General features: G+C 64.2%; 14 protein-coding genes. 7 read left to right on the top strand and 7 right to left on the bottom strand.

All coding sequences use genetic code 11. The annotated features are described in order from the left end of the window. The first annotated feature begins 3 nt into the window (after positions 1-3). On the top strand, positions 4-693 hold the full coding sequence (locus tag C4K39_RS25745; RefSeq protein WP_124347743.1) for an alpha/beta hydrolase: 690 nt from the start codon (positions 4-6) through the stop codon (positions 691-693). A gap of 214 nt (positions 694-907) precedes the next feature. Here the strand turns inward: C4K39_RS25745 and glgB are convergent, their stop codons facing one another. From glgB to C4K39_RS25760, 3 genes are all read right to left on the bottom strand, one after another. Further along, positions 908-3139 (bottom strand): 1,4-alpha-glucan branching protein GlgB, encoded by a 2232-nt coding sequence (glgB, locus tag C4K39_RS25750; protein ID WP_124347744.1) that lies wholly within the window; start codon positions 3137-3139, stop codon positions 908-910. After that, positions 3136-6489, bottom strand: a complete 3354-nt coding sequence (treS, locus tag C4K39_RS25755) for a maltose alpha-D-glucosyltransferase (RefSeq protein ID WP_124347745.1) — start codon at positions 6487-6489, stop codon at positions 3136-3138. Before treS ends, glgB begins: the two co-directional genes overlap by 4 nt. A 77-nt stretch (positions 6490-6566) precedes the next feature. Next, positions 6567-8561: an alpha-1,4-glucan--maltose-1-phosphate maltosyltransferase gene (locus C4K39_RS25760; RefSeq protein ID WP_124347746.1), complete on the bottom strand. Its 1995-nt coding sequence runs from the start codon at positions 8559-8561 to the stop codon at positions 6567-6569. A 522-nt stretch (positions 8562-9083) separates the two neighbouring features. On the opposite strand from C4K39_RS25760, the gene C4K39_RS25770 reads away from it, so the two are divergent. The 6 genes from C4K39_RS25770 to C4K39_RS25795 all read left to right on the top strand — a co-directional run bounded on the left by C4K39_RS25770 (position 9084) and on the right by C4K39_RS25795 (position 15167). Further along, on the top strand, positions 9084-9317 hold the full coding sequence (locus C4K39_RS25770) for a DUF3203 family protein (protein ID WP_068587205.1): 234 nt from the start codon (positions 9084-9086) through the stop codon (positions 9315-9317). A gap of 206 nt (positions 9318-9523) precedes the next feature. Then, entirely contained in the window at positions 9524-10939 is a 1416-nt protein-coding gene (gene ccoG / locus C4K39_RS25775) for a cytochrome c oxidase accessory protein CcoG (protein WP_068587202.1), read from the top strand. Between the two features lie 138 nt (positions 10940-11077). After that, positions 11078-12487: a GntR family transcriptional regulator MpaR gene (gene mapR / locus C4K39_RS25780; RefSeq protein WP_068587200.1), complete on the top strand. Its 1410-nt coding sequence runs from the start codon at positions 11078-11080 to the stop codon at positions 12485-12487. 219 nt (positions 12488-12706) lie between these two features. Then, positions 12707-13747: a hypothetical protein gene (locus C4K39_RS25785; protein ID WP_124347748.1), complete on the top strand. Its 1041-nt coding sequence runs from the start codon at positions 12707-12709 to the stop codon at positions 13745-13747. 15 nt (positions 13748-13762) lie between these two features. Then, entirely contained in the window at positions 13763-14560 is a 798-nt protein-coding gene (locus tag C4K39_RS25790; protein ID WP_124347749.1) for a PoNe immunity protein domain-containing protein, read from the top strand. A gap of 43 nt (positions 14561-14603) precedes the next feature. Continuing rightward, positions 14604-15167 carry a hypothetical protein gene (locus C4K39_RS25795; protein WP_068587189.1) on the top strand — a complete coding sequence of 188 codons (564 nt, stop codon included), beginning with the start codon at positions 14604-14606 and terminating at the stop codon, positions 15165-15167. Between the two features lie 70 nt (positions 15168-15237). Here the strand turns inward: C4K39_RS25795 and C4K39_RS25800 are convergent, their stop codons facing one another. The 4 genes from C4K39_RS25800 to C4K39_RS25815 all read right to left on the bottom strand — a co-directional run bounded on the left by C4K39_RS25800 (position 15238) and on the right by C4K39_RS25815 (position 23238). Beyond that, positions 15238-15984, bottom strand: a complete 747-nt coding sequence (locus C4K39_RS25800; RefSeq protein ID WP_124347750.1) for an SDR family oxidoreductase — start codon at positions 15982-15984, stop codon at positions 15238-15240. Positions 15985-16137: 153 nt separating this feature from the next. Continuing rightward, positions 16138-18294, bottom strand: a complete 2157-nt coding sequence (locus C4K39_RS25805) for a putative bifunctional diguanylate cyclase/phosphodiesterase (RefSeq protein ID WP_124347751.1) — start codon at positions 18292-18294, stop codon at positions 16138-16140. 346 nt (positions 18295-18640) lie between these two features. After that, a complete protein-coding gene (locus C4K39_RS25810; RefSeq protein ID WP_068587182.1) occupies positions 18641-20134 on the bottom strand; it encodes an efflux transporter outer membrane subunit in 1494 nt (497 codons plus the stop codon). Beyond that, a complete protein-coding gene (locus C4K39_RS25815) occupies positions 20131-23238 on the bottom strand; it encodes an efflux RND transporter permease subunit (protein ID WP_124347752.1) in 3108 nt (1035 codons plus the stop codon). The genes C4K39_RS25810 and C4K39_RS25815 overlap by 4 nt, the downstream gene beginning before the upstream one ends. Positions 23239-23329 lie beyond the last annotated feature (91 nt).

The following is a 23329-nucleotide window of genomic DNA, read 5'->3' on the forward strand; positions in this document are numbered from 1 at the left end:
GCCATGAGTGATCAACCTACCATCGTGCTGGTCCACGGGTTCTGGGGTGGAGCCGCCCACTGGAACCGAGTCATCGTCGAACTGCTGGAGCGCGGCTACCAGAAGATCCGCGCCGTTGAACTGCCCTTGACCTCCCTGGCCGAGGACGTCGAGCGTACGCGCAAGCTGGTGGCCCAGCAGACCGGGCCGGTGCTGCTGGTGGGGCATTCCTATGGCGGTGCAGTGATTACCCAGGCCGGGCATGCAAGCAATGTGGTGGGCCTGGTGTATATCGCCGCCTTCGCCCCTGACAACGGCGAAAGCCCCGGTGGCCTGACCCAGGAGTTTCCACCCGAGGCCGCGCCCAACCTCGAGCCCGATAGCGACGGTTACCTGTGGGTTCGCCCGGAGCGCTTCCAGCAGAGCTTCTGCCAGGACCTTCCCGCCCAGGAAGGACTGGTCATGGGCCTGACCCAGAAGGCCCCCCTGGCCAGCACCTTCGGCGATACCCTCGGCGCCCCGGCCTGGCGCGAAAAACCTTCGTGGTATCAGGTTTCCAGCGCCGATCGCATGATTGCCCCGCACAATCAGGAGCGCATGGCTGCGCGCCTGAACGCGCGCAAGGTGATTCGCCTGGATGCCAGCCATGCCTCCCTGGCCTCCCAGCCCGGCGCCGTGGCCGGTTTGATTGCCGAAGCCGCCGCCAGCCTCTGACTTGCCAAGCCTTCAGCGCAATGGCAACGACTACAGGTGCAGTGGCTGCCATTGCCACAAGACTGGCGGGGCCTTCTGCATTCATCCGGACATCGGTAATGGCGGCCGCTGCGCACCCGTGCGCAGCCTGCGGCAGCGGCTACACGAGGCCTTGTAGGCGCTGCCGGGCTGGTGAGGCTGCGACAAGGCCCACAAGGCCTTCGGCATGCCGGGATCAGTGCCCGGGACGCAGGATCAGCACCGCCAGGGGCGGCAGGTTGAGCACCAGGGACAGGGCCTGGCCGTGGCTTTGCTGTTCTTCGCTGAAGACTTCGCCGGCATTGCCATAGTTGGAGCCCGCATACAGCTGCGAATCGCTGTTGAGCAGCTCGCTCCAGCGTCCTCCCAGCGGCACGCCCACCCGATAGCCCTCACGCGGCACCGGAGTGAAGTTGGCCACCACCAGCAAGGGTTCGCCACCACGGCTCCAGCGCAGCCAGGCATACACGCTGTTGACCGCATCGTCGCCGATCAGCCACTGGAAGCCCTGGGGCACGTGGTCCTGCTCGTGCAGCGCCGGATACTCGCGGTACAGGCGGTTGAGGTCGCCCACCAACTGCTGCACGCCACGGTGCTCGGGATACTGCAGCAAATACCAGTCCAGTTGCTGGTCATGGTTCCACTCACGCCACTGGCCGAACTCGCATCCCATGAACAACAGCTTCTTGCCCGGATGGGTCCACATGAAACTCAGGTACGCCCGCAAATTGGCGAACTTCTGCCAGCGATCGCCGGGCATCTTGTCGATCAGCGAATGCTTGCCGTGCACCACCTCATCGTGGGAAATCGGCAGGATGAAGCGCTCGGACCAGGCATACACCAGGCCGAAGCTCAGTTCGTTGTGATGGTGGGCCCGGTAGACCGGGTCCTGCTGGATGTAGTGCAGGGAATCGTGCATCCAGCCCATGTTCCACTTGTAGGCGAACCCCAGGCCACCATGGTCGGTACCCTGGCTGACCCCGGGCCAGGCGGTGGACTCCTCGGCGATCACCAGGGCCCCTGGCGCTTCGAGGGCGACCACATCGTTGAGATGGCGCAGAAAATCGATAGCCTCCAGGTTCTCCCGGCCGCCATGGCGATTTGGCACCCACTCCCCCGCCTTGCGCGAATAGTCGCGATAGAGCATCGAGGCCACGGCATCCACCCGCAGGCCGTCGACATGGAAATGCCTGAGCCAGTGCAAGGCCGACGCCAGCATGAAGCCATGCACCTCGGTGCGCCCCAGGTTGTAGATCAGCGTGTCCCAGTCTTGATGGAACCCCTCCAGCGGGTTGCCGTACTCATAGAGCGCCGTGCCGTCGAACTGTGCCAGTCCGTGGGTATCGGTGGGGAAATGCGCCGGCACCCAGTCAAGGATCACCCCGATGTCCGCCAGGTGGCAGGCATTGACGAACGCGGCAAACTCCTCGGGCGTGCCATAACGGGCACTGGGCGCGAATTGGGCCAGGGGTTGGTAGCCCCAGGAGCCACCGAACGGATGCTCCATGATCGGCATCAATTCGATATGGGTGAACCCCAGGTCCTTGATGTAGGGAATCAGCCGCTGCGCCAGCTCGGGCCAGCTGTAGTGACGGGCCACCTCGCCCACATCGTCGACCTCGCACTGCCAGGAGCCAGCGTGCAACTCATAGATCGCCAACGGCGCCTCGACCCCCTGGCGTTCGCCACGGGCCAGCATCCAGGCCTGGTCCTGCCAGTCGACCTCCAGGGGCGCGGCCACCTTGGAGGCGGTGTCTGGCGGCAACTGGGTGGCCAAGGCCATTGGATCGGCCTTGAGCGGCAAGATGCCATGGGGGCCGAGTATCTCGTACTTATAGGCCTCCCCCGCACGCAGGCGGGGAATGAACAGCTCCCAGACCCCAGAGGGATGACGCAGGCGCATGGGGTGGCGGCGTCCATCCCAGCCATTGAAGTCGCCCACCACCGAGACCCTGCGGGCATTGGGGGCCCAGACCGCAAAACGCACGCCCTCGATGCCATCCACGATGGCCAGTTGCGCGCCGAGGCAAGCACCCAGGTCACGATGGTTGCCCTCGGCGAACAGATACAGATCCATCTCCCCGAGCAACGCCCCGAAACTATAAGGGTCCTCGCTGACCTGCTCGCCGCCCGCCCACTGGATTCGCAGCAAGTACGCCTGAGCCTGGCCAAAGTGCCCGACGAACAGCCCCGGCACCTCGCCGCTCTCGAGTTCGCCCAGCAACTGTCCCCCCTCCCTGGCCAGCACCTGCACGCTCAACGCGCCAGGCAGGTAGGCGCGGATGAACTGCCCGCCTTTACCATCAGCGTGGGGCCCAAGAATGGCGAACGGATCATTGTGCTCGGCGCGCACCAGGGCCTCCACCGCCCCAACTGCTGGCAACCGTGCCGCGTGCCCCTGTCCCTGCTCTCTGTTCGAGAAACTCATGGCTGCTCTCCAGCATGCTCAATATCGGAAAAAGCCCGCAGCTCGCGCAGCAATCCGGCCAGCCCGCGCAGTGGCACATGCAGCCAGCCCGGACGGTTCTGCGCCTCATAGGCCAGCTCATAGGCGGCCTTTTCCAGACTGAACAACGCCAGGACCGCGTCAGCGGCCTGAGGGTCTTGCCAGTCATGGGCAAGACTAGCCGTCGACAGCCGATAGGCGTCGATAAATGCCTGGCGCGCCTGGGCCAGGTACCGCCGCACCACCCGCTCCCGGATCGCCTGGGTTGGCGCTTGCGCATCCAGTGCCGGGGCCTCCAGGGCCATGGCCGCCGCGTAGTCGAAAGAACGCAGGATGCCGCTGACGTCCTTGTAGGGACTGTACTTGGCCCGCCGTTCCGCCAGCGGCCGCCCTGGCTCGCCCTCGAAGTCGATCAGGTAGGCATCGCCCTTGATCACCAGGACCTGGCCCAAGTGCAGGTCGCCATGCACGCGAATCCGCAAACTACCCTGCAAGTGCTCGGCCAGGTGCTGGATATGGGCCAGGATCTGCGGCTTGTACTGCTCCAGGCGCCGACTCAGCTCGCGATCGGCGCCCCCCAGCTCGCCCTGGTGCTCTTCGAGCAGCTGCAAGCCGCGTTCCACCTGCTCGGCGATCTGCCGTCCGCAAACCTGAGCCTGTGGCCTGGTATAGGTTTGCGCTCGGAAGTCCGGCGTCGCATTGGGGGCTGCCAGCAACCGGTGCATTTCCCCCAGCCGCTGGCCCAGTTGAGCGGCGAAATCCTCGAGCTCGCCCAGTGCGTTGTAATGCTGCTCCTGTTCCGATATGGCGCTGGCCAGCTCATCGCGGATGGCCCGGTCCAGGTTGCTCTGGGTCCACTCCCAGGCGTCGCCCTGATTGCTCAGGTAGCCCTGGGCGATCATCAACAGGTGGTCCTCGCCCTGCTCGTCACGCCGGACCACCGACCCCAGCAACGGCGACATATGGGCAAAGCCGGCCTGGGTGAGAAAGGCGCCCATTTCCAGTTCCGGGTGGATACCGCCTACCACCTTGCGCATCAGCTTGAGCACCAGGCTTTCGCCCACCACCACCGAACTGTTGGATTGCTCGGCCGACAGGTAACGCACGTCGACCTCGGCATCCAGCCCCAGTTGCTGCAGCTGCGGGCCGGCGTCGAAGCGGATCTGCCCGGCGTCGCTGTCCAGTCGGGCCTGGGCCTTGAGCCCCTGCAGCACGCTGCGCACGAAGCTCTCCAGAGCGAAGGCATCGGTGATCAGCCCCACCTGCCGCCCGCGCCGTACCCGGGACATGGCCAGTTGCTGGGGCAAGGCGCTGCTGATCTGGTCCTCGGCCAGCAGGCCGAACGGCAGTTGGTAACGCTGGCTGCGGCCCTGGCTGGTGACCTCGATCTCGCCCAGCAGCACCGGATGCTGCGGATCACCGAAACGCACCCCGTAGTCCAGGCGCACCTGCTCGATGGCACTGTCCTTGTCGGCGAACCAACGCCGATTGGGCAACCAATTGGGCAGGACCTCCTGCTCCAGGATGGTGCGCGACGGTTCATCGAGCAGTTCTTCGAGGCGTTTTTTCAACACCAGGGTGGTGAAGTCCGGCAGCCCCTGGGTCGGCTCGACGTGCCAACTGGGCATCTGGTTCTCACTGGCCAGGACGAACCAGTAGAAGCCGTAGGGCGCCAGCGTCAGCAGGAAGTTCAACTGGCCGATGGGCGGGAAGGCGCTGCCACCGAGCATTTCCACCGGCACCATGCCGGCGAAGCTCGACAGGTCCAGCTCCGCCGCCTGGGCACTGCGCGAGACGTTGGCCACGCACAGGATGATCTCCTGCTTGCCATCGGGCCCGGTGTATTCGCGGGTATAGGCCAGGATCCGGCGATTGTTCGGCGACAGCATCTTCAGCGTGCCCCGGCCGAAGGCCCTGGATTGCTTGCGCACCGCCAGCAGGCGCCGGGTCCAGTTGAGCAGCGAATGCGGGTCGCCGGACTGGGTCTCGACGTTCACCGACGGGTAGCCGTAGAGCGGGTCCATGATCGGCGGCAGCACCAGGCTCGCCGGGTCCGCCCGGGAGAAACCGCCGTTACGGTCGATGGACCACTGCATCGGCGTGCGCACGCCATCGCGGTCGCCCAGGTAGATGTTGTCGCCCATGCCGATCTCGTCGCCGTAGTACAGGGTCGGGGTACCGGGCATCGACAGCAGCAGGCTGTTGAGCAACTCGATGCGCCGCCGATCGCGCTCCATCAGCGGTGCCAGGCGTCGGCGGATACCCAGGTTGATCCGCGCCCGACGGTCAGCGGCGTAGTAGTTCCACAAGTAGTCGCGCTCCTTGTCGGTGACCATCTCCAGGGTCAGCTCATCGTGGTTGCGCAGGAAGATCGCCCACTGGCAATTGGCCGGGATTTCCGGGGTCTGGCGCAGGATGTCGGTGATCGGGAAGCGGTCTTCCTGGGCCAGGGCCATGTACATGCGCGGCATCAACGGAAAGTGGAAGGCCATGTGGCATTCGTCGCCATCGGCGCCGTTGCCGCTGGCCTGGCCGAAGTACAGCTGGGTGTCCTCGGGCCACTGGTTGGCCTCGGCCAGGAGCATGCGGTCCGGATAATGGGCGTCGATCTCGGCGCGGATGCGCTTGAGCACATCGTGGGTCTCGGCCAGGTTCTCGTTGTGGGTGCCATCGCGCTCGATCAAGTAGGGAATGGCGTCCAGGCGCAGGCCGTCGATGCCCATGTCCAGCCAGTGGCGCATGACCGAGAGTACGGCCTTGAGTACCTGCGGGTTGTCGAAGTTCAGGTCCGGCTGGTGGGAATAGAAGCGGTGCCAGAAGTACTGGCCGGCCACCGGGTCCCAGGTCCAATTGGACTTCTCGGTGTCGAGGAAGATGATCCGCGTACCGGCGTACTTCTGATCATCGTCGGACCATACGTAGAAATTGCGCGCCGCCGAACCGGGCTTGGCCTTGCGGGCGCGCTGGAACCAGGGGTGCTGGTCGGAGGTGTGGTTGATCACCAGCTCGGCGATCACCCGCAGTTCGCGCTTGTGGGCCTCGGCGATGAAGCGCCGGACATCCGCCAGGGTGCCATAGTCGGGGCTGACCCCACGGTACTCGGCGATGTCGTAGCCGTCGTCGCGCCGTGGCGAGGGATAGAACGGCAGCAACCAGATGGTGTTGACCCCCAGTTCCTTGATGTAGTCCAGCTTGGCGATCAGCCCGGGAAAATCGCCGATGCCATCGTTGTTGGAGTCGAAATAGGACTTCACATGCACCTGGTAGATCACCGCGTCCTTGTACCAGAGCGGGTCGTCGATAAAGGTCGAGGGTCGGGTTCTCTTCGCCATTGCTCACTCCTGAATCTGTTGGCAGGTTCCTGCCCCGGCCACCGCCACCAGGCCCTCGGGCCGGCGGCGCGGCCGGGTCAGTCGACGCTGATGCGCCAGATGCCGAACGGCTGGGCCGGTTCGAGGCGCATGAACTGGACCTTGCCGTACCAGGTCCAGCGATGGCCGTTCATCAAGTCCTCGCCCTGGGTGGCGGCATCGTCGGGCAGGCCCATTTCCCAGAGCGGCAGCTCGAAATGCGCCTCCTGGGGGTTGAAGGGATCGAGGCTGACCGCCACCAGCACGAAGTTGCCGCCATCGGCGCTGCGCTTGCCGAAGTACAGGATCCGGTCGTTCCAGGCGTTGTACAGCTTGAGCCCCAGGTGCGATTGCAACGCCGGGTTCTGGCGGCGGATACGGTTGAGCTGGGCGATCTCGGCGATGATGTTGCCCGGGGCATTGAAGTCCCGCGGGCGGATCTCGTACTTCTCCGAGTCCAGGTACTCCTCCTTGCCCGGCAACGGCGCCGACTCGCACAGTTCGAACCCCGAATACATGCCCCACAGGCCCGAGCCCATGGTGGCCAGCGCCGCCCGGATGAGAAAACCGGGGCGGCCCGAGTCATGCAGGAAACCGGGATTGATATCCGGGGTGTTGACGAAGAAGTTCGGCCGGAAGCATTCGCGCCAGGGCGACTGGTTGAGCTCGCTCAGGTAGCTGGCCAGTTCGCTCTTGGTGTTGCGCCAGGTGAAGTAGGTATAGCTCTGGGAGTAACCGATCTTGCCCAGGCGCGCCATCATCGCCGGGGTGGTGAAGGCCTCGGCCAGGAAGATCACCTGCGGATGCCGGCTGCGCACATCGCCGATCAACCACTGCCAAAATGGCAACGGCTTGGTATGCGGGTTATCGACCCGGAAGATAGTGACGCCCTCCTCGACCCAGCCGACCACGATATCCCGCAGTTCCAGCCACAGGCTGGGGATGGCATCGGCGGCGTAGAAATCGACATTGACGATGTCCTGGTACTTCTTCGGCGGGTTCTCGGCATATTTGATGCTGCCGTCCGGGCGCCAGTTGAACCAGCCCGGGTGCTGGGTCAGCCAGGGATGGTCCTGGGAGCACTGGATCGCGAAATCCAGGGCGATCTCCAGGCCATGGTCGGCGGCTGCGGCCACCAGCCGGCGAAAATCCTCGCGGCTGCCCAATTGAGGATGGATCGCCTCATGGCCGCCCTCCTCGCTGCCGATGGCATAGGGACTGCCGGGATCGTCCGGCGCGGCAACCAGGGCATTGTTGCGGCCCTTGCGGTGGCGCCGGCCGATGGGGTGGATAGGCGGGAAGTACAGCACGTCGAAGCCCATGTCATGGATCATCGGCAAGCGCCCATGCACATCGTCGAAGGTGCCATGGCGGGCAGGATCGTCGGTGATGGAACGGGGGAACAGCTCGTACCAGCTGGCGAACTGCGCACGCTCGCGCTCCACGTCCAGCGGGTACTCGGGACTCAGGCTGAGATAGGGACGCAGGTCGGCCTCGGCCATCAGCCGGGCACTATCGGCACTCAAGAACAGCGCCACCTGCTCGGCCGCGAGCAAGCCGCCCAGTTGCTGGTGCAGTACCAGCAGTTGTTCACGCAGCGCGCCTTCGCTGCGTTCGCCAGCCTGTTGCACCAGGGTCCGCCCTTCTTGCAGTTCCAGGCTGACCGGCTGGGCGGCCAGGTGCTTCTTTTCCAGCTCGTAGCAGAAGCTGGCGAACGAGTCGATCCAGGCCTCGATACAGAAACGGTAGCGGCCCACCTCCGGCACCGGGAAGTGGCCCAGCCAGCCGTCGTTGCCCTGGTCTTCCAGCGCCCGGCTGTGCCAAGCGTCCTGCCGTTCGTTGCGCCAGCGCACTCGCACCGCCAGCGTGTCGTGGCCATCGGTGAAGACTTTGCACCCCACCTCGATCTCCTGCCCAGCCACTGCCTTGACGGCGAACTGGCCGGCGTCGAGCACCGGGCGGGGATTCTCGATGGCGATGCGCGGCAGCAACAGGGCCTGGGGCAATGGCAAGTGGGCCTGGTATTGCTGTTCGGTCGGTTTTCCTGTCGTCATCGAACATCACCCTGTCCCGCGCCAGCGGCGCTGTAGTGATAGGGCTGGTCGGCCCCGGTGAATGGCTGAATCAACATACTTAGGTTCCGAGCGGTGCTCGTCGTCGAAAGTTCAGCGCGATTGATCGCCAAGCGAACCGGAATCAAATGCACCTTTTCAGGGTCCACCGAGCACGCCCATGCGCCGACAGGCACGAAGGAGACCCGTGCAATGAGTATCCCGATTCCGCCAGAACCGCCTGATCCGAACATCGACCAGCCACCCCTACCGCCTGGCGAACCACCGGCGGTTCCCGAGCAGGAGCCACCGGACACGCCCCCACCGCCCATGGGCGACCCGCCCATTCCAAGGCCACCGGTGGAAGCATCGAGGCCACTATCAGTGGCACGCCCACAAGCATAGATAGACAGCCTGCGCGAAGCTGGCGAGATTCACCCATCGAGCACCGCCCGTCAGCGGCGTCGAACCCTGGCCATGACTCGCCCGCCTAACTTGTACGTCCACCGCGAAGAGGTATCCGCCATGAGCCTGCGCATCGACCGACAGCACTGCTACTTCGACACCCAGACGCTCCACGAGCACTTGCCTGCCAGCGCCGTGACCATCATCACCGACGGGGCCAGGGCCATGTCCGCCGTCGAGATCAAGGGGCAACGGATCTACATCACCGAAGCAGAAGCCGACGCATTGACCGTAGCAGGCGCCGTCGACGGCCGACGCCATCTAAAGGCCACTAATGGTGATTCGGTAATTTGACTGATCTGGATCAGGGCCCGCCCTGCGGGCCTATGCCAGGCAGCGTCATCGCCAGGCCTGCGGAGCTTGCCGGGGTGCAGCAAGTTGTCGCAGGGGGCCGGAAAAGCGCATCTGATCCGCTTTTTTATCAAATAGCTGAGTCTGTTATGCAAACAGTTCCATGGTCATAGTTGCCCGGCCTGATGGAGGCTGATGAGCGAACGACCATGAGCGAAAGAATCCCCGTCCGATTAGTAGAGACCTTCGAACCTTCACGCCCCAAACAGATGAAGACGAAGAGCACCGACAAGCACGTCTATACCCGTAGTTTCAGCGGCCTGTTCCGCACCCTGCGCATGAGTGGCGCAGGTTTCCTGTTCCTGCTGTTCTTCGGCACCGTCTGGTTGAACTGGGGCGGCCGCCAGGCAGTCCTCTGGGACCTGGCCGACAGCAAGTTCCATATCTTCGGCGCCACCTTCTGGCCCCAGGACTTCATCCTGCTCTCGGCGCTGCTGATCATCTGCGCCTTCGGGCTGTTCTCCATTACGGTATTCGCCGGCCGGGTCTGGTGCGGCTATACCTGCCCGCAGAGCTCATGGACCTGGCTGTTCATGTGGTGCGAAAAGGTCACCGAGGGTGACCGCAACCAGCGGATCAAGCTGCAGGCCGCGCCCTGGAGCGCCAACAAGCTGCTTCGCCGGGCCACCAAGCACACCCTGTGGCTGGGTATCAGCCTGCTCACCGGCCTGACCTTCGTCGGCTACTTCACCCCGATCCGCCCGCTGGCCCAGGAGCTGCTGACCTTGCAGATCGGTGGCCTGAGCCTGTTCTGGGTGCTGTTCTTCGCCGGCGCCACCTATATCAATGCCGGCTGGATGCGTGAGGCGGTGTGCATGCACATGTGCCCTTACGCGCGCTTCCAGAGCGTGATGTTCGACAAGGATACGCTGACCATTTCCTATAAGCCGGCCCGGGGTGAAAGCCGCGGTCCGCGCAAGCGCGACGTCAAGCCTGCCGATGTCGGCCTTGGCGACTGCATCGATTGCCAACTGTGCGTCCAGGTCTGCCCGACCGGCATCGATATCCGCGATGGCCTGCAAATGGAGTGCATCGGTTGTGCCGCCTGTATCGATGCCTGCGACTCGATCATGGACAAGATGGGCTATGCCCGCGGGCTGATCGCCTACACCTCCGAGCATGAACTGCAAGGGGGCAAGACCCACCTGCTGCGGCCGCGCCTGGTGGGCTACAGCGTGGTACTGCTGGTGATGATCGGCGCCCTGGTCCTGGCCCTGACGCAGCGGCCCATGGTATCGCTGGATGTCAGCAAGGACCGGGGCCTGTTCCGCGAGAACGCCCTCGGGCAGATCGAGAACATCTATAGCCTCAAGATCATCAACAAGACCCAGGAACGCCAGCAATACCGTATTGCCCTGGTGGACGGTACGGGCTTCGAGCTGCAGGGCAAGACCGAGCTGAGCCTGGCCCCGGGGGAAATCGTCGACTTGCCGGTCTCGGTGGCACTGATCCAGGACCGCGCGCAAAGCAGCTCCCAGGACATCAGCTTCAAGGTCAGCGACAGCGATGACCCGAGTGTCTATGCCGTGGCCGAAAGCCGTTTTGTCTCACCGATGAACCGTTGAGTCTTTAGAATGCCGTGGCGAGGGAGCGTGCTCCCGCCTGGGAGCCTGGCTCCCAGCGCCAGCCACGGCGCATCCCCTTAACTTCCTCGCTAGCGTAACAACCCTGACCCGATGACCAGACTGGATCTTGCACCGCAGATGAAACGCTACGAAAAATTCGCCGACGACATCGCCGAACTGATCCGCTCCGGAGTGCTGGGCCCCGGCCAGCGCGTACCCTCGGTGCGCTATGCCAGCCAGACCTACGGGGTCAGCCCATCGACGGTATTCCAGGCCTACTACCTGCTGGAGCGCCGCGGCCTGATCCGTGCCCGACCGCGCTCCGGCTACTTCGTCAATGCCCATGCACCGAGCCCGTTCTCCGAGCCGGTGATCAGCAGCGAGGTCAATGAATCCACCGAAGTCGATGTCAGTGAACTGGTGTTCTCGGTGCTCGACTCGATCAAGGACCCGAGCACCGTCCCCTTTGGCTCGGCGTTCCCCAGCCCGACCCTGTTTCCCCTGCAACGCCTGTCGCGCTCCCTGGCCAGCGCCAGTCGCGAGATGGACCCGCGAGTCGTGGTGACCGACATGTCGCCGGGCAACCCGCAGCTGCGCCGGCAGATCGCCCTGCGCTACATGGTGGCCGGGCTGATGCTGCCCATGGAGGAACTGCTGATCACCAATGGCGCCCTGGAAGCGCTGAACCTGTGCCTGCAAGCCGTGACAGAGCCGGGCGACCTGGTGGCCATCGAGGCTCCGGCGTTCTACGCCAGCCTGCAAGTTCTGGAGCGCCTCAAGCTCAAGGCCGTGGAGATCCCGGTCCACCCGCGCGACGGCATCGACCTGGGCGTGCTGGCCCAGACCCTGGAACGTCACCCGATCAAGGCCTGCTGGTGCATGACCAACTTCCAGAACCCCATGGGCGCGAGCATGCCCGAGGCCAAGAAACAGGAGCTGGTGGAACTGCTGCGCCAACATCAGGTGCCGCTGATCGAGGATGACGTCTACGCCGAGCTGTACTACGGCCAGCAGGCGCCAAAACCCGCCAAAGCCTTCGATACCGAGGGCCTGGTCATGCATTGCGGCTCTTTCGCCAAGAGCCTGGCCCCCGGATACCGGGTCGGCTGGGTCGCCGCCGGGCGCTATGCGCAGAAGATCGAGCGACTCAAGCTGATGACATCGCTGTGTGCCTCGATGCCAGCCCAGGCGGCCATTGCCGACTATTTGCAGCACGGTGGCTACGATCGTCACCTGCGCAAGCTGCGCTATGCCCTGGAAGAACAGCAGAGCGCCATGCTGGCGGCGATCGCCCGGCACTTCCCGGCCCAGACCCGGGTCAGCCAGCCTGCCGGTGGTTATTTCCTGTGGTTGGAGCTACCGCCGCAGATGGACTCCCTGAAGCTGTTCCAGATGGCCCTGGCCCAAGGCATCAGCATCGCCCCCGGGCCAATCTTTTCCCCGACCCAGCGCTTTCGCAACTGCATCCGCCTGAACTACGGCAGCCCCTGGAACGAAGCCGCGGAAAAAGCCATGGAGACCCTGGGGCGGATCATCCGCTCGTTCTGACCAGCACCGATCCGAATGCTGAAAGTCCTGCGGACCCTGGCGCGGCCTCGCAGGCTCGGCAGCAGCTACAGCGTCGCGTAGCCGCTGCCGCGGGCTGCGCAAGGGCGCGCAGCGACCGCAGGGAGGGAGTGGCAACACCCCTGGTTGGCCAAACGACTTGCCCCCAGGCCGGCACTGGTGCAGCATCCGCGCTCGAATTTTCCAGGGAAGGAGCACGGCATGGTCGAAGACCTGTATTACGACGACTATCCAGAGGCCAAGGCCGAACTGAGCCAGGCCATCAAGCGCGGTCGCCTGCCACTGCTGACCCAGGAGCTCAATGCCTACGATACGGTCCAGGCGATCCTCGAACTGGATGCGGTAGACAATGACCAGGACGAAGCAGACGCCCTCTTCGACCTGGCCCTGGCCTTGATCGGCTGGATCCCCGGCCCTGGGCAGGAATTCAAGCTCATCCTGCGCCAGATCAACCGCGCCCCCTGGCGTCACGCCGAAAAACTCTTCGACCTGATCCGCCATACGCTGCTGAGCTGCCGGATCAAGACCAGCCCGGAACAACTGCTGGAAAAATCCCTGGACCCCGCTCGCCTGACCGAGGAAATGCCAGAGATCGTCCGTGGCGTGCAGGCGTCCTCGACCTTCGCCGGCCTTGCCCCACGCCAGCAGCAACGGGTGCTGTACAACCTCGGCGAGGCCCGGGACCACAGCCAGATGCTCATGCAAGCGGTGCAGCAACGCATCGCGCCATGGCTGGCGGTGCAACGCAACAGTTCGGCCCTGGCCCACAGCCAGGGCCCGGCCCTGTTGCCCAAGCCGCAATCGGCAGGCAGTGCCAGTACCAGCAGCGCCCTGCCCGCGGCCCGCGAGGCCGCCAGCACTCCACAAGCCATCAACCAGGGCATGGAGCATCTCACCGGCGAGGGCCACTGGCTGGAACTGAACCTGCATTACTCCAACCTCGAACCCGTGTCCGGTGCCGCCTACCGGGTGGTCTTCACCGACGGTTCGCAAATCCAGGGGCACCTCGACGAAGAAGGCTTCGCCCGCCTGGAAGGCATTCCTCCCGGCACCGCCAAGGTCTACTACGGCGAAGACCCACGCCCCTACGAACGCCTGCCGATCCGGGCACTGGCGGCCGACCGCCCAGCCCTGGAGGAGGAACTCGACATCCTGTGCCTGGAGCCTGCCGAGGTGGACCTGCCGACCCTGCTGCTGGAAACGTCCGAGCGCAAGCCGGCTTTCACCCTGATCCCCTATTGAACCGAGGCGAGCGCGATGAACCGCAGGCAAGTGTTTCTCAGCCACAAACAGTACTACCAGCTCAGTGAGCACCTGGAAGGCACCGAGGCCTTCTGGCAGGAGCACTCCATGGAAGCCGACTGCCCCCTCCAGGAAGCCTCCCTCAAGGCCCGGCAGGTGCAGCAAGCGCGCCTGCACCGGCTGATCCTCGGCTACACCGCTGGCGAGCCCATGCAAGCGCTGGCCCAGGCCCTGGACGCAGTGGTGGAAAGCTACGAGGACTACCAGCGCAAGCTGGCGCGCTATGAAGAACTGCCGGACATCGCGCCCCTGGCGATCGATCACTACCCTCATGACTTCGAAGAGTACGTACAGGTCATCAGCCTGTGCATCCTCCTGCAGCGCAGCGACCTGCTGCCACGAGTGGCGCTGTTGCAGGATCGAGCCGGCTACCATGGCGAGGACGTGCTGATCGAAGACCTGCTCAAGGGCTTCCTACCCGACCGGGTGGAGGTGGATGAGTGGTACCACGAGGTCTACACGCCCCTGGTGCGCGCGGTCTACCACGGGGAGCCTGCGCAAGAGCGCGAATTGCTGGTGGAGTACTGCAACCAGTGGTACCCGGCCTTCGTGCACGCTCCGTGGCACGACAGTCACAGTTTCGACGACGATGGCGGCTACTTCGGCTACTGGGCCTTCGAGGCCGCGGCCATCGTCTACCTCTACGGCCTGGACGATAGCGCGGTGCGGCACATGATCTATCCCCGGGACATGCTCGAGTACGCCCGCCGCTTCACCCCACCGAACATTCCCGGGCAGGCGGCACAAGCTTGATGCGTGCCGTTTTGCCCCCACTCATACAGGCGATGAAACAGCCATGAAGTCCTGGATCAAGACCCTGCTGGTCACCCTCCTCGCCGCAGCCCTGTGCCTGCTGTTCGCCCGCGTCGTACTGCCCCCGGTACTGATGCTGATAATGCTGCCGAGCTGGGAAGGCGGCGGCTGGTACTGGGCCAACCTGCTACTGGCCGGTTTTCTGGCCGGACTGCTGGTAGCCCCCCTGTTGCCGGCCCAGCGCTTCTACCCGGTGCCCTTGCTGTTGCTGTTATCCGCCTTGCTGGTGTTGCACAACTGGAGCGAGAGCCGCTGCAACGACGCCCAGTTGCAGGCCATCGAACAACTGGCGGCACGTGAAGCGAGCCATGCCAAGCTGGAGCTCTCGAATGAGCAAATGGCGCCATCAGACCCGGCACCGGTGAACAAGGTCCCGGGAGTCCGGGCAGATGAACAGGGCTATGGATTTAGCTACAGCTGCATACGCCCTGGCGAAACCCTGAGTCGTCTGCTGCCGCTGTCGATGAGCTATGGCGCCGGCCTGCTGGGGCTACTGCTGGCCTTGCTGATCGTGCCCCGCCGCCGCACCGTCGACGCGTTGCCCTGAGCCCTGGCATCCGCCGCTTGGTGCCAGGCTCAGGGGCTATTGGCCGACAAACCGGCTCATCAGTTCGGGATCAGCGACCGCCGCCCAGGTCGACGAAGGTACCGGTGGCGTAGGAAGCCTTGTCCGACAGCAGCCAGACGATGGCCTCGGCCACCTCGTCCGGGCGCCCGCCGCGGCCCATGGGGATGGCGCTCTCCAGCTTGCTGACGCGGTCGGCATCGCCGCTGAGCGCATGGAAATCGGTATAGATATAGCCCGGGCGTACCGCGTTGACCCGGATGCCCTCACCCGCTACTTCCTTGGCCAGGCCGATGGTGAAGGTGTCCAGCGCCCCCTTGGAGGCGGCGTAGTCCACATACTCGCCGGGCGAGCCCAGGCGCGCGGCGACCGAGGAGACGTTGACGATGCTGCCACCCTGCCCGCCATGGCGCGGCGACATGCGCAGCACCGCGTGCTTGGCACAGAGGATCGGCCCCATGACATTGGTCTTCATGATCTTCTGGATACGAAACTCGGACATGTCTTCAAGACGAGACTTCTGGCCCACGGTCCCGGCGTTGTTGACCAGGGCCGTGACTCGCCCCAGCTCGGCGTCGACCCGCTGGAACAGGCCGATGACTTCATCCTCGATACTGACATCGGCACGTACGGCGATCGCCTGGGCGCCCAAGGCTCGAAGCTGCTCCAGCACTTGCTGGGCAGACTGCTCGTCGGCCTGATAGTTGATACACACCTTGAAACCCTGCTGCGCAGCCAGCAACGCCGTGGCTGCGCCGATTCCCCGCCCGCCACCGGTGATGACGATGACTTTGTCCATACTGCCGACTCCCTCACTGATCATTTCAACGCGAGCCATTAAACACCGCGCAGCCAGTGATGGAAACCGCCAGAGCGCCGATCATCGAAGGCCCCTTGCATGCACCCAATGCGGTCGGCAGTGCAGTGGGTGTCAGCCCGGCAGCCGGACGGCTCAGTTGACCCCGGGGACCGTTGGCTGCGGCGACGCCGAGTGCGGCCCTACAGGTTCGATGGCGGCTAGCGGAGCATGCGCCTCGACTTTGCCATTGGGGATGAGTACCCCTTGCAGGAAACGCTCGGGAGGCATCGGATGCCCCAGGTAATAACCCTGGAGCGAATCGCAGCCCAACTCGGTGAGGAACGTCTGCTGCACGCCGGTCTCCACGCCTTCGGCGACAATCCGCAACCCCAGGGCCTGGCCCAGGGCGACGATGGCCGAGACGATGGCGGCATCGTCGCTGTCATGCTCCAGGTCGCGGACAAAACCACGGTCGATCTTCAGCTCGTTGGCCGGCAGGCGCTTGAGGTACATCAGGCTCGAATAGCCGGTGCCGAAATCGTCGATGGACAGGTCCACCCCCATGTCCGCCAACTGCTGCAAGACGATCATGCTGACATCGGCGTCGTGCATCGCCGTGGTCTCGGTGATCTCCAGGGTCAGGTTATTGGCCGGCAGGTCATAACGTTCCAGCGCTTCGGCGACGCTGGCGACCAGCCCCACATGACAGAACTGCATGGCCGAGAGGTTCACCGCAATACGCCAGCCGGTATGCCCCTGGGCATACCACTCGTGCATCTGCCGGCAGGCCTCGTTCAGGACCCAGTCGCCAATGGGAATGATCAGCCCGGTCTTTTCCGCCAGTTCGATGAACTTGTCCGGCATCAGCAAGCCATGTTGCGGATGCTCCCAGCGCAACAACGCCTCGGCGCCAACCGGCCGGCCATTGGCGGCATCGAACTTGGGCTGGTAATGCAGGCGGAACTGATGCTGTTCAACGGCGTTGCGCAAATCCTGCAATAACTGCAATTGGCGCCGGGCGTTGCTGTTCATCGAAGCGTCGAAAAAGCTGTAGCCGTTCTTGCCGGTGCCCTTGGCGTGGTACATCGCCGCATCGGCGTTCATCAACAGTTCCTGGGCGCTGTGACCGTTGCCCGGATACACCGCGATCCCGATGCTGGCGGAAATCTGCAGGTCGTGATCGGACACCCGGAAGGAACGGGAAACCAGCCCGACCTGGCGCGCGGCAAGGCGCAAGGCATCGTCCGGTTCGGCCAGCTGTACCAGCAGAACGAACTCATCGCCGCCGATACGGGCCAGGGTGTCCTCAGTGCGCAAGTCCTCGCGCAGGCGCAAGGCAACTTCGCGCAGCAACTGATCGCCCATATGATGGCCAAAGGCATCGTTGACCGGCTTGAAACCGTCCAGGTCGATGAACATCAGCGCAAAGCAGCCACCATGGGCCGTCACCCGATGCATCGCCTGGTCGATCCGGTCGGCCAGCAGGATGCGGTTGGGCAATCCGGTCAGGGTGTCGTGCAAGGCCAGCTGGGTCAGTTCCTTGTTGGCTTCGGTCAAGGACTGCGCCAGCACTGCGGTACGGGCTTCGAGCCGGGCATCGAGCACCGAAGTCAGCAAGGCGATGATCAGCACCGCCAGGGTGGTGATCAGCACCAGGTTGTCCAGGCCCTTGCCACTCAGGCCGTTGGTCAGGGCGCCGCAGAAACTGCCATCGGTAAAACGCGCCGCGGCCATGCCGGTGTAGTGCATGCCAACGATCGCGAACCCCATGACCACGGCGGCCCCCGTACGCACCAGGCGCACATAGGGCGTGTTCTGCCGCAGGCGGAAGGCAATCCACAGCGCCGCCAGGGAGGCGCCAAAGGCAATCAGCAAAGAGGCGCCGAACAGCCCCGGGTCATAGTCGATGCCCGGCTGCATGCGCATGGCCGCCATGCCGGTGTAATGCATGCCGCTGATGCCGGCCCCCATGATCAAGGCCCCGAATATCAGCTGCCAGAACGGCAGGCGCGGCTGGCTTACCAGCCATAGGGCGAACCCGCAGGACAGGAACGAGATCAGCAACGACAGCCCGGTGAGCCCGATGTCGTAGCCCAGCTCGATAGGCAATGAAAAGGCCAGCATGCCGATGAAGTGCATGGACCACACGCCGATGCCCATGGCCAGCGACCCGCCGCCCATCCACAAGTAGGCGGCCCGCCCCTGGGTGGTGGCAATGCGTCCGGTGAGATCAAGAGCGGTATAGGAAGCGAGGATCGCCACGAAAATGGAGATCAGGACCAGTGCGGAGGAGTAACTACCGATGAGCATTAGGCGTCTCTTGGCCGTTGTGCCGACATCCTTGCGCGGCGGGCAAAATCGCAGATTGTACTGATTGCAGGAAATAACGCATCTACAAATGTCATCAAAAGGCCATTAGTCAGACAGAGGGTCCGCAAGCCCATACAGGCCTTGTGGACATGACTTTTGTGCATTTCAGGAGCGAACCGCAATCGATCACCAGACGATCTGGGCCATACCCGCATATCGACTGCGACACGACATACTGTAGCTGTTGTTGCTGGATGTAACAGGGATAAATCACCACCCATCCAGCACAGGTGTTGCTTGGCGAGCCCTTCCATGCCGCGCTCGCCCTGTAGCGACCGACACCTGGCTACTTCTGCTCGCTGACTTGCAATTGCCCATCCCAGCCACCGCCGAGGGCAGCGATCAACTGCACGCTGGCGATCAACCGGCTCTGCAGCAGGCTCAGCACACTGCGTTCATTGCTCAAGGCCGTCGTCTGGCTGGTCACGACATCCAGGTAGCCGATCAGCCCCGCCTTGTACTGATTCTCGGTCAGGCGCAGGGCCTCGCGAGCCGAGTCCAGGGCTTGCTGGCGTACCCCTGCTTCATCGTCCATGACCTTGAGCTGGGCCATGTAGTTCTCCACCTCGCGGAAACCGTCGAGCACAGTCTGCCGGTACTTGGCCACGGTCTGGTCATAGGCCGCCACGGTACGGTCCACTTCCGCCGAACGCTGGCCGCCATCGAACAAGGTCATCGCCAGTTTCGGCCCCACCGACCAGAAACGATTTGGCAGCGTGATCCAGTTGGCATAGGTGCTGCTGCTATAGCCACCGGCCATGCTCAGGGTCAGGTCCGGATAATAAGCAGCCTTGGCCACGCCGATGTTGGCATTGGCGGCAATCATCGCCCGCTCCGCCGAAGCGATGTCCGGACGCCGCTCCAACAACTGCGACGGCACGCCCAGGGGCACCTGGGGCAGCACCGGCACGCTCTTGGCTTCAGCCAGGTTGAACGCTGCCGGCGGCACGCCGATGAGCACGGCAATGGCGTTCTCGAACTGCGCCCGCTGCCAGATCAGGTCGATGAGGTCGGCCTGGGTGCTCTTGAGCTGGGTCTGGGCCTGGGCCACCGCATCCTTGCCAGCAACGCCGGCCTGGTACTGGTTCTGGGTCATGGTCAAGGAGCGCTGGTAGGCCACCACCGTGGCCTCCAGCAGGCGTTTCTGCTCGTCGATCACCCGCAACTGCAGGTAGTTCTGCACCAGCTCGGACTGCTGGCTCAGGCGCATGGCCGCCAGGTCGGCAAAACTCGCCTCGGCACTGGCTTCGTTAGCCTCCAGGCCACGCCGCAGCTTGCCCCAGACATCCGCCTCCCAGCTCACCCCCAGCTGGGTGTTGTAGGTGTCGCGAATACCGCTGCTGGAGCTGCTCAAGGCCGAACTGCTGCTACCGGTGCCCTGGCTCGCGCGGGTCTTGCCGGCACTCAGGTCGACACTGGGAAAGAACGCTCCGCGAGAGCTGCGCACCAGGGCCTGGGCCTGGCGGAATTGCGCCTCCGACTGGGCAACGCTCTGGTTGGCATTGTTGAGCTTGTCCACCAGGTCGTTGAGCTGGGCGTCGCCGTAGAGCTGCCACCAGGCACCGCGGGCCAGGGCATCGCTGGGATTGGCTTGGCGCCAGCCCTCGGCCTGCTTGTATTGCGCAGGCTCGGCCACTTCGGGTCGCTGATAGTCGGGGCCGATGGCGCAGGCACTGAGCAACGCGGCGCACAGGCCCAGGCTCAGGACCCGCGAGCCCCGGGCCATGGCCAGGCGCTGGGTGGACAGCGGCGAAACGGGACGGGACGGATGTTCGGTCATAGCGGCGTTTCCAGAGCGGCATCGGTACGAACCCCGCGCCAGTGATTGAACTTGTGGCGCAGGCGGTCGAGGTAGAGGTAGACCACCGGGGTGGTGTAGAGCGTGAGGACCTGGCTGAAGACCAGGCCGCCGATGATGGTCAGTCCCAGCGGCTGGCGCATCTCCGAGCCTTCGGCCGCACCCAGCAACAGCGGCAAGGCGCCGAGGATCGCTGCCAGGGTGGTCATCAGGATCGGCCGCAGGCGTTGCAGGCAGGCGCTGCGGATCGATTGCAACGGGTCGAGCCCGTGATGCCGCTCCAGCTGCAGCGCCAGGTCGATCATCAGGATCGCGTTCTTCTTCACCACCCCGATCAACAGGAACAGCCCCAACAGCGAAATCAGGCTGAATTCGCTGCCCAGCACATAGATCGAGAGCAAGGCACCGACCCCGGCCGAAGGCAAGGTGGAAAGGATGGTCAGCGGATGGATGTAGCTCTCGTAGAGCACTCCGAGCACCAGGTACACCGCCAGCAGAGCGCCGAGGATCATGAACGGCTGGCTTTTCTGGGTGGCAGCGAAGGCGTCGGCGGTGCCGGCCATCTTGATGATCACATCCTCGGGCATGCCCAGCTTGGCGATCGCTCGCTCGATGGCCGCGGTGCCCTGCTCCACGGTGACACCTTCGGCCATGTCGAAGGAAATGCTTTCCGAGGCGAACTGCCCCTCGTGGCTGACTCGATCGTCTTCCAGGCTGTTCTCATAATGAGCGATGGTCGACAACGGAATCCGCGCCCCATCGGCGGTGATGACCTGTACCTGGTTCAGGGTGATCGGGTCCTGGGCGTACTTGGGATTGACCTCCATCACCACCTGATATTGGTTGAGGCTGTCATAGATGGTGGAGATCTGCCGCTGGCTGTAGGCGTTGTTGAGCACCGCGGTGACCATGTCCATGTCCACCCCCAGGCGCTTGGCCTGGTCGCGATCGACCACCAGGGTCACCTGCTGGGCACCGTGGCCGTCCCGGGCATCGATGGCGGTCAGCTCGGGCAACGCCCGCAACGCCGCGACGACCTTCGGATACCACTCGCGCAGCTCACCCAGGTTGCCACTCTGCAGGATGTAGGAGTACTGCGAGGTGGTCTGCTCGCGGCCGCCACCGAACTGCAGGTCCTGGTCGGCCATCAGCATCAGCTGGGCGCCAGGCACCTTGGGCATTTCCTTGCGCAGGCGCTCGATGACCTTCTGCGCCGAGATATTGCGCTCCTTGATGGGTTTCAGGCGCACCAGCATGAAGGCGTTGTTGGTGCCGTTGGAGCCGCCGATGAAGCCGGCCACGCTTTCCACCGCCTCATCCTTGAGCACGGCGCGGCGGAAGATCTCCATCTTCGGCTGCATCACGCTGAAGGACAGGCCGTCGTCGCCACGGACGAAACCGATCAACTGGCCGGTGTCCTGCTGGGGCATGAAGGTCTTGGGCACCACCACGTACAGGGCAACGTTGACACCGATGGTCACCAGCAGGCTGAGCAAGGTCAGGCGCCGGTGCCGCAGCACCCAGTCCAGGCTGCTGGCGTACTTGCCGACCATCCAGTCGTTGCTGCGCCGGCTCCAACGTTGCAGGGCATTCTCCTGGCCCGGCAGGTGGGGCTTGAGCCAACGGGCGCAGAGCATCGGAGTCAGGGTCAGGGACACCACCAGCGAAACCACGATGGCCGCCGCCAGGGTGATGGAGAACTCGCGGAACAGACTTTCGATGATCCCGCCCATGAACAGGATCGACAGGAACACCGCCACCAGCGAGACGTTCATCGACAACAGGGTGAAGCCCACTTCCTTGGCCCCCATGTAAGCGGCCTGCAGCGGTTTCACGCCCTCATCGATATGCCGCGAGATGTTCTCCAGCACCACGATGGCATCGTCCACCACCAATCCCGTGGCCAGGATCAGCGCCATCAGCGACAGGTTGTTCAGGGAAAAGCCGTACAGGTACATGACCGCGAAGGTGCCCACCAGCGACACCGGTACCGCCAGGGTCGGGATCACCGAGGCGCGGAAGTTGCCCAGGAACAGGAACACCACCAGGATCACCAGGGCCACGGCGATCAGCAGGGTCATCTCCGCCTCGTGCAAGGTGGCCTTGATCACCGGGGAGCGATCCATGGCCAGGTTGAGCTTGACGCTGGCCGGCAGCACCGCCTGCAACGCCGGCAGCTGGGCCTTGATCTCGTTCACCGTCTCGATGATGTTGGCCCCGGCCTGGCGGTTGATCACCAGCAGCACGGCCGCGTCGTCGTTGAAGAAACCGCTGTTGTAGCGATCCTCGACGCCATCGCTGACCTTGGCCACGTCCTTCAGTCGCAGGGCCGCGCCGTTGTTGTAGTGAATGATCAGCGGCTCGTAATCGCGAGCCTTCTCCAATTGGTCGTTGGCCTGGATCTGCCACAAGCGCTGGTCATCCTCCACCGAGCCCTTGGGGCGGCGCTGGTTGGCATTGGCGATGGCGTTGCGCACGTCGTCCAGGGCCACCCCGTACTGGTTGAGCAGCTGCGGCTCCAGCTCGATGCGCACCGCTGGCAGCGAGCTGCCTCCGACCTGCACCTCGCCCACGCCCTGCACCTGGGACAGGCTCTGGGACAGGATGGTGGAGGCCAGGTCGTAGAGCTGGCCCTTTTCCAGCACATCGGAGGTCAAGGACAGCACCATGATCGGCGCCTGGGACGGGTTGACCTTCTTGTAGGTAGGCATGCTGCGCATGCCGCTGGGCAACAGGTTGCGCGAGGCATTGATCGCCGCCTGCACTTCCCGCGCCGCGCCATTGATGTCGCGGTCCAGGTCGAATTGCAGGATCACCCGGGTCGAACCCTGGCTGGAGCGGCTGCTCATGGTGTTGACCCCGGCAATGGCGCCGAAGGAGCGCTCCAGGGGCGTGGCCACCGTGGAGGCCATGACCTCGGGGCTGGCCCCGGGCAGGCTGGCCTGGACCACGATCACCGGGAAATCCATCTGCGGCAGCGGCGCCACCGGCAACAGCCCGAAACTGACGCCGCCCAATAACATAATCGCCAGACTCAAGAGCATGGTCGCCACGGGACGCCTGATAAAAGGTCCGGACAGGTTCATGGGCGGCAGCTCCAAGCTTCAAGCTGCAAGCTACAAGAGAAAAGCAGGACGCCCAGCAGCGGCTCTGGCTTTTGCTCCGGCTTGCCGCTGA

The organism is Pseudomonas sessilinigenes, assembly GCF_003850565.1.
GTDB classification, from domain to species: domain Bacteria; phylum Pseudomonadota; class Gammaproteobacteria; order Pseudomonadales; family Pseudomonadaceae; genus Aquipseudomonas; species Aquipseudomonas sessilinigenes.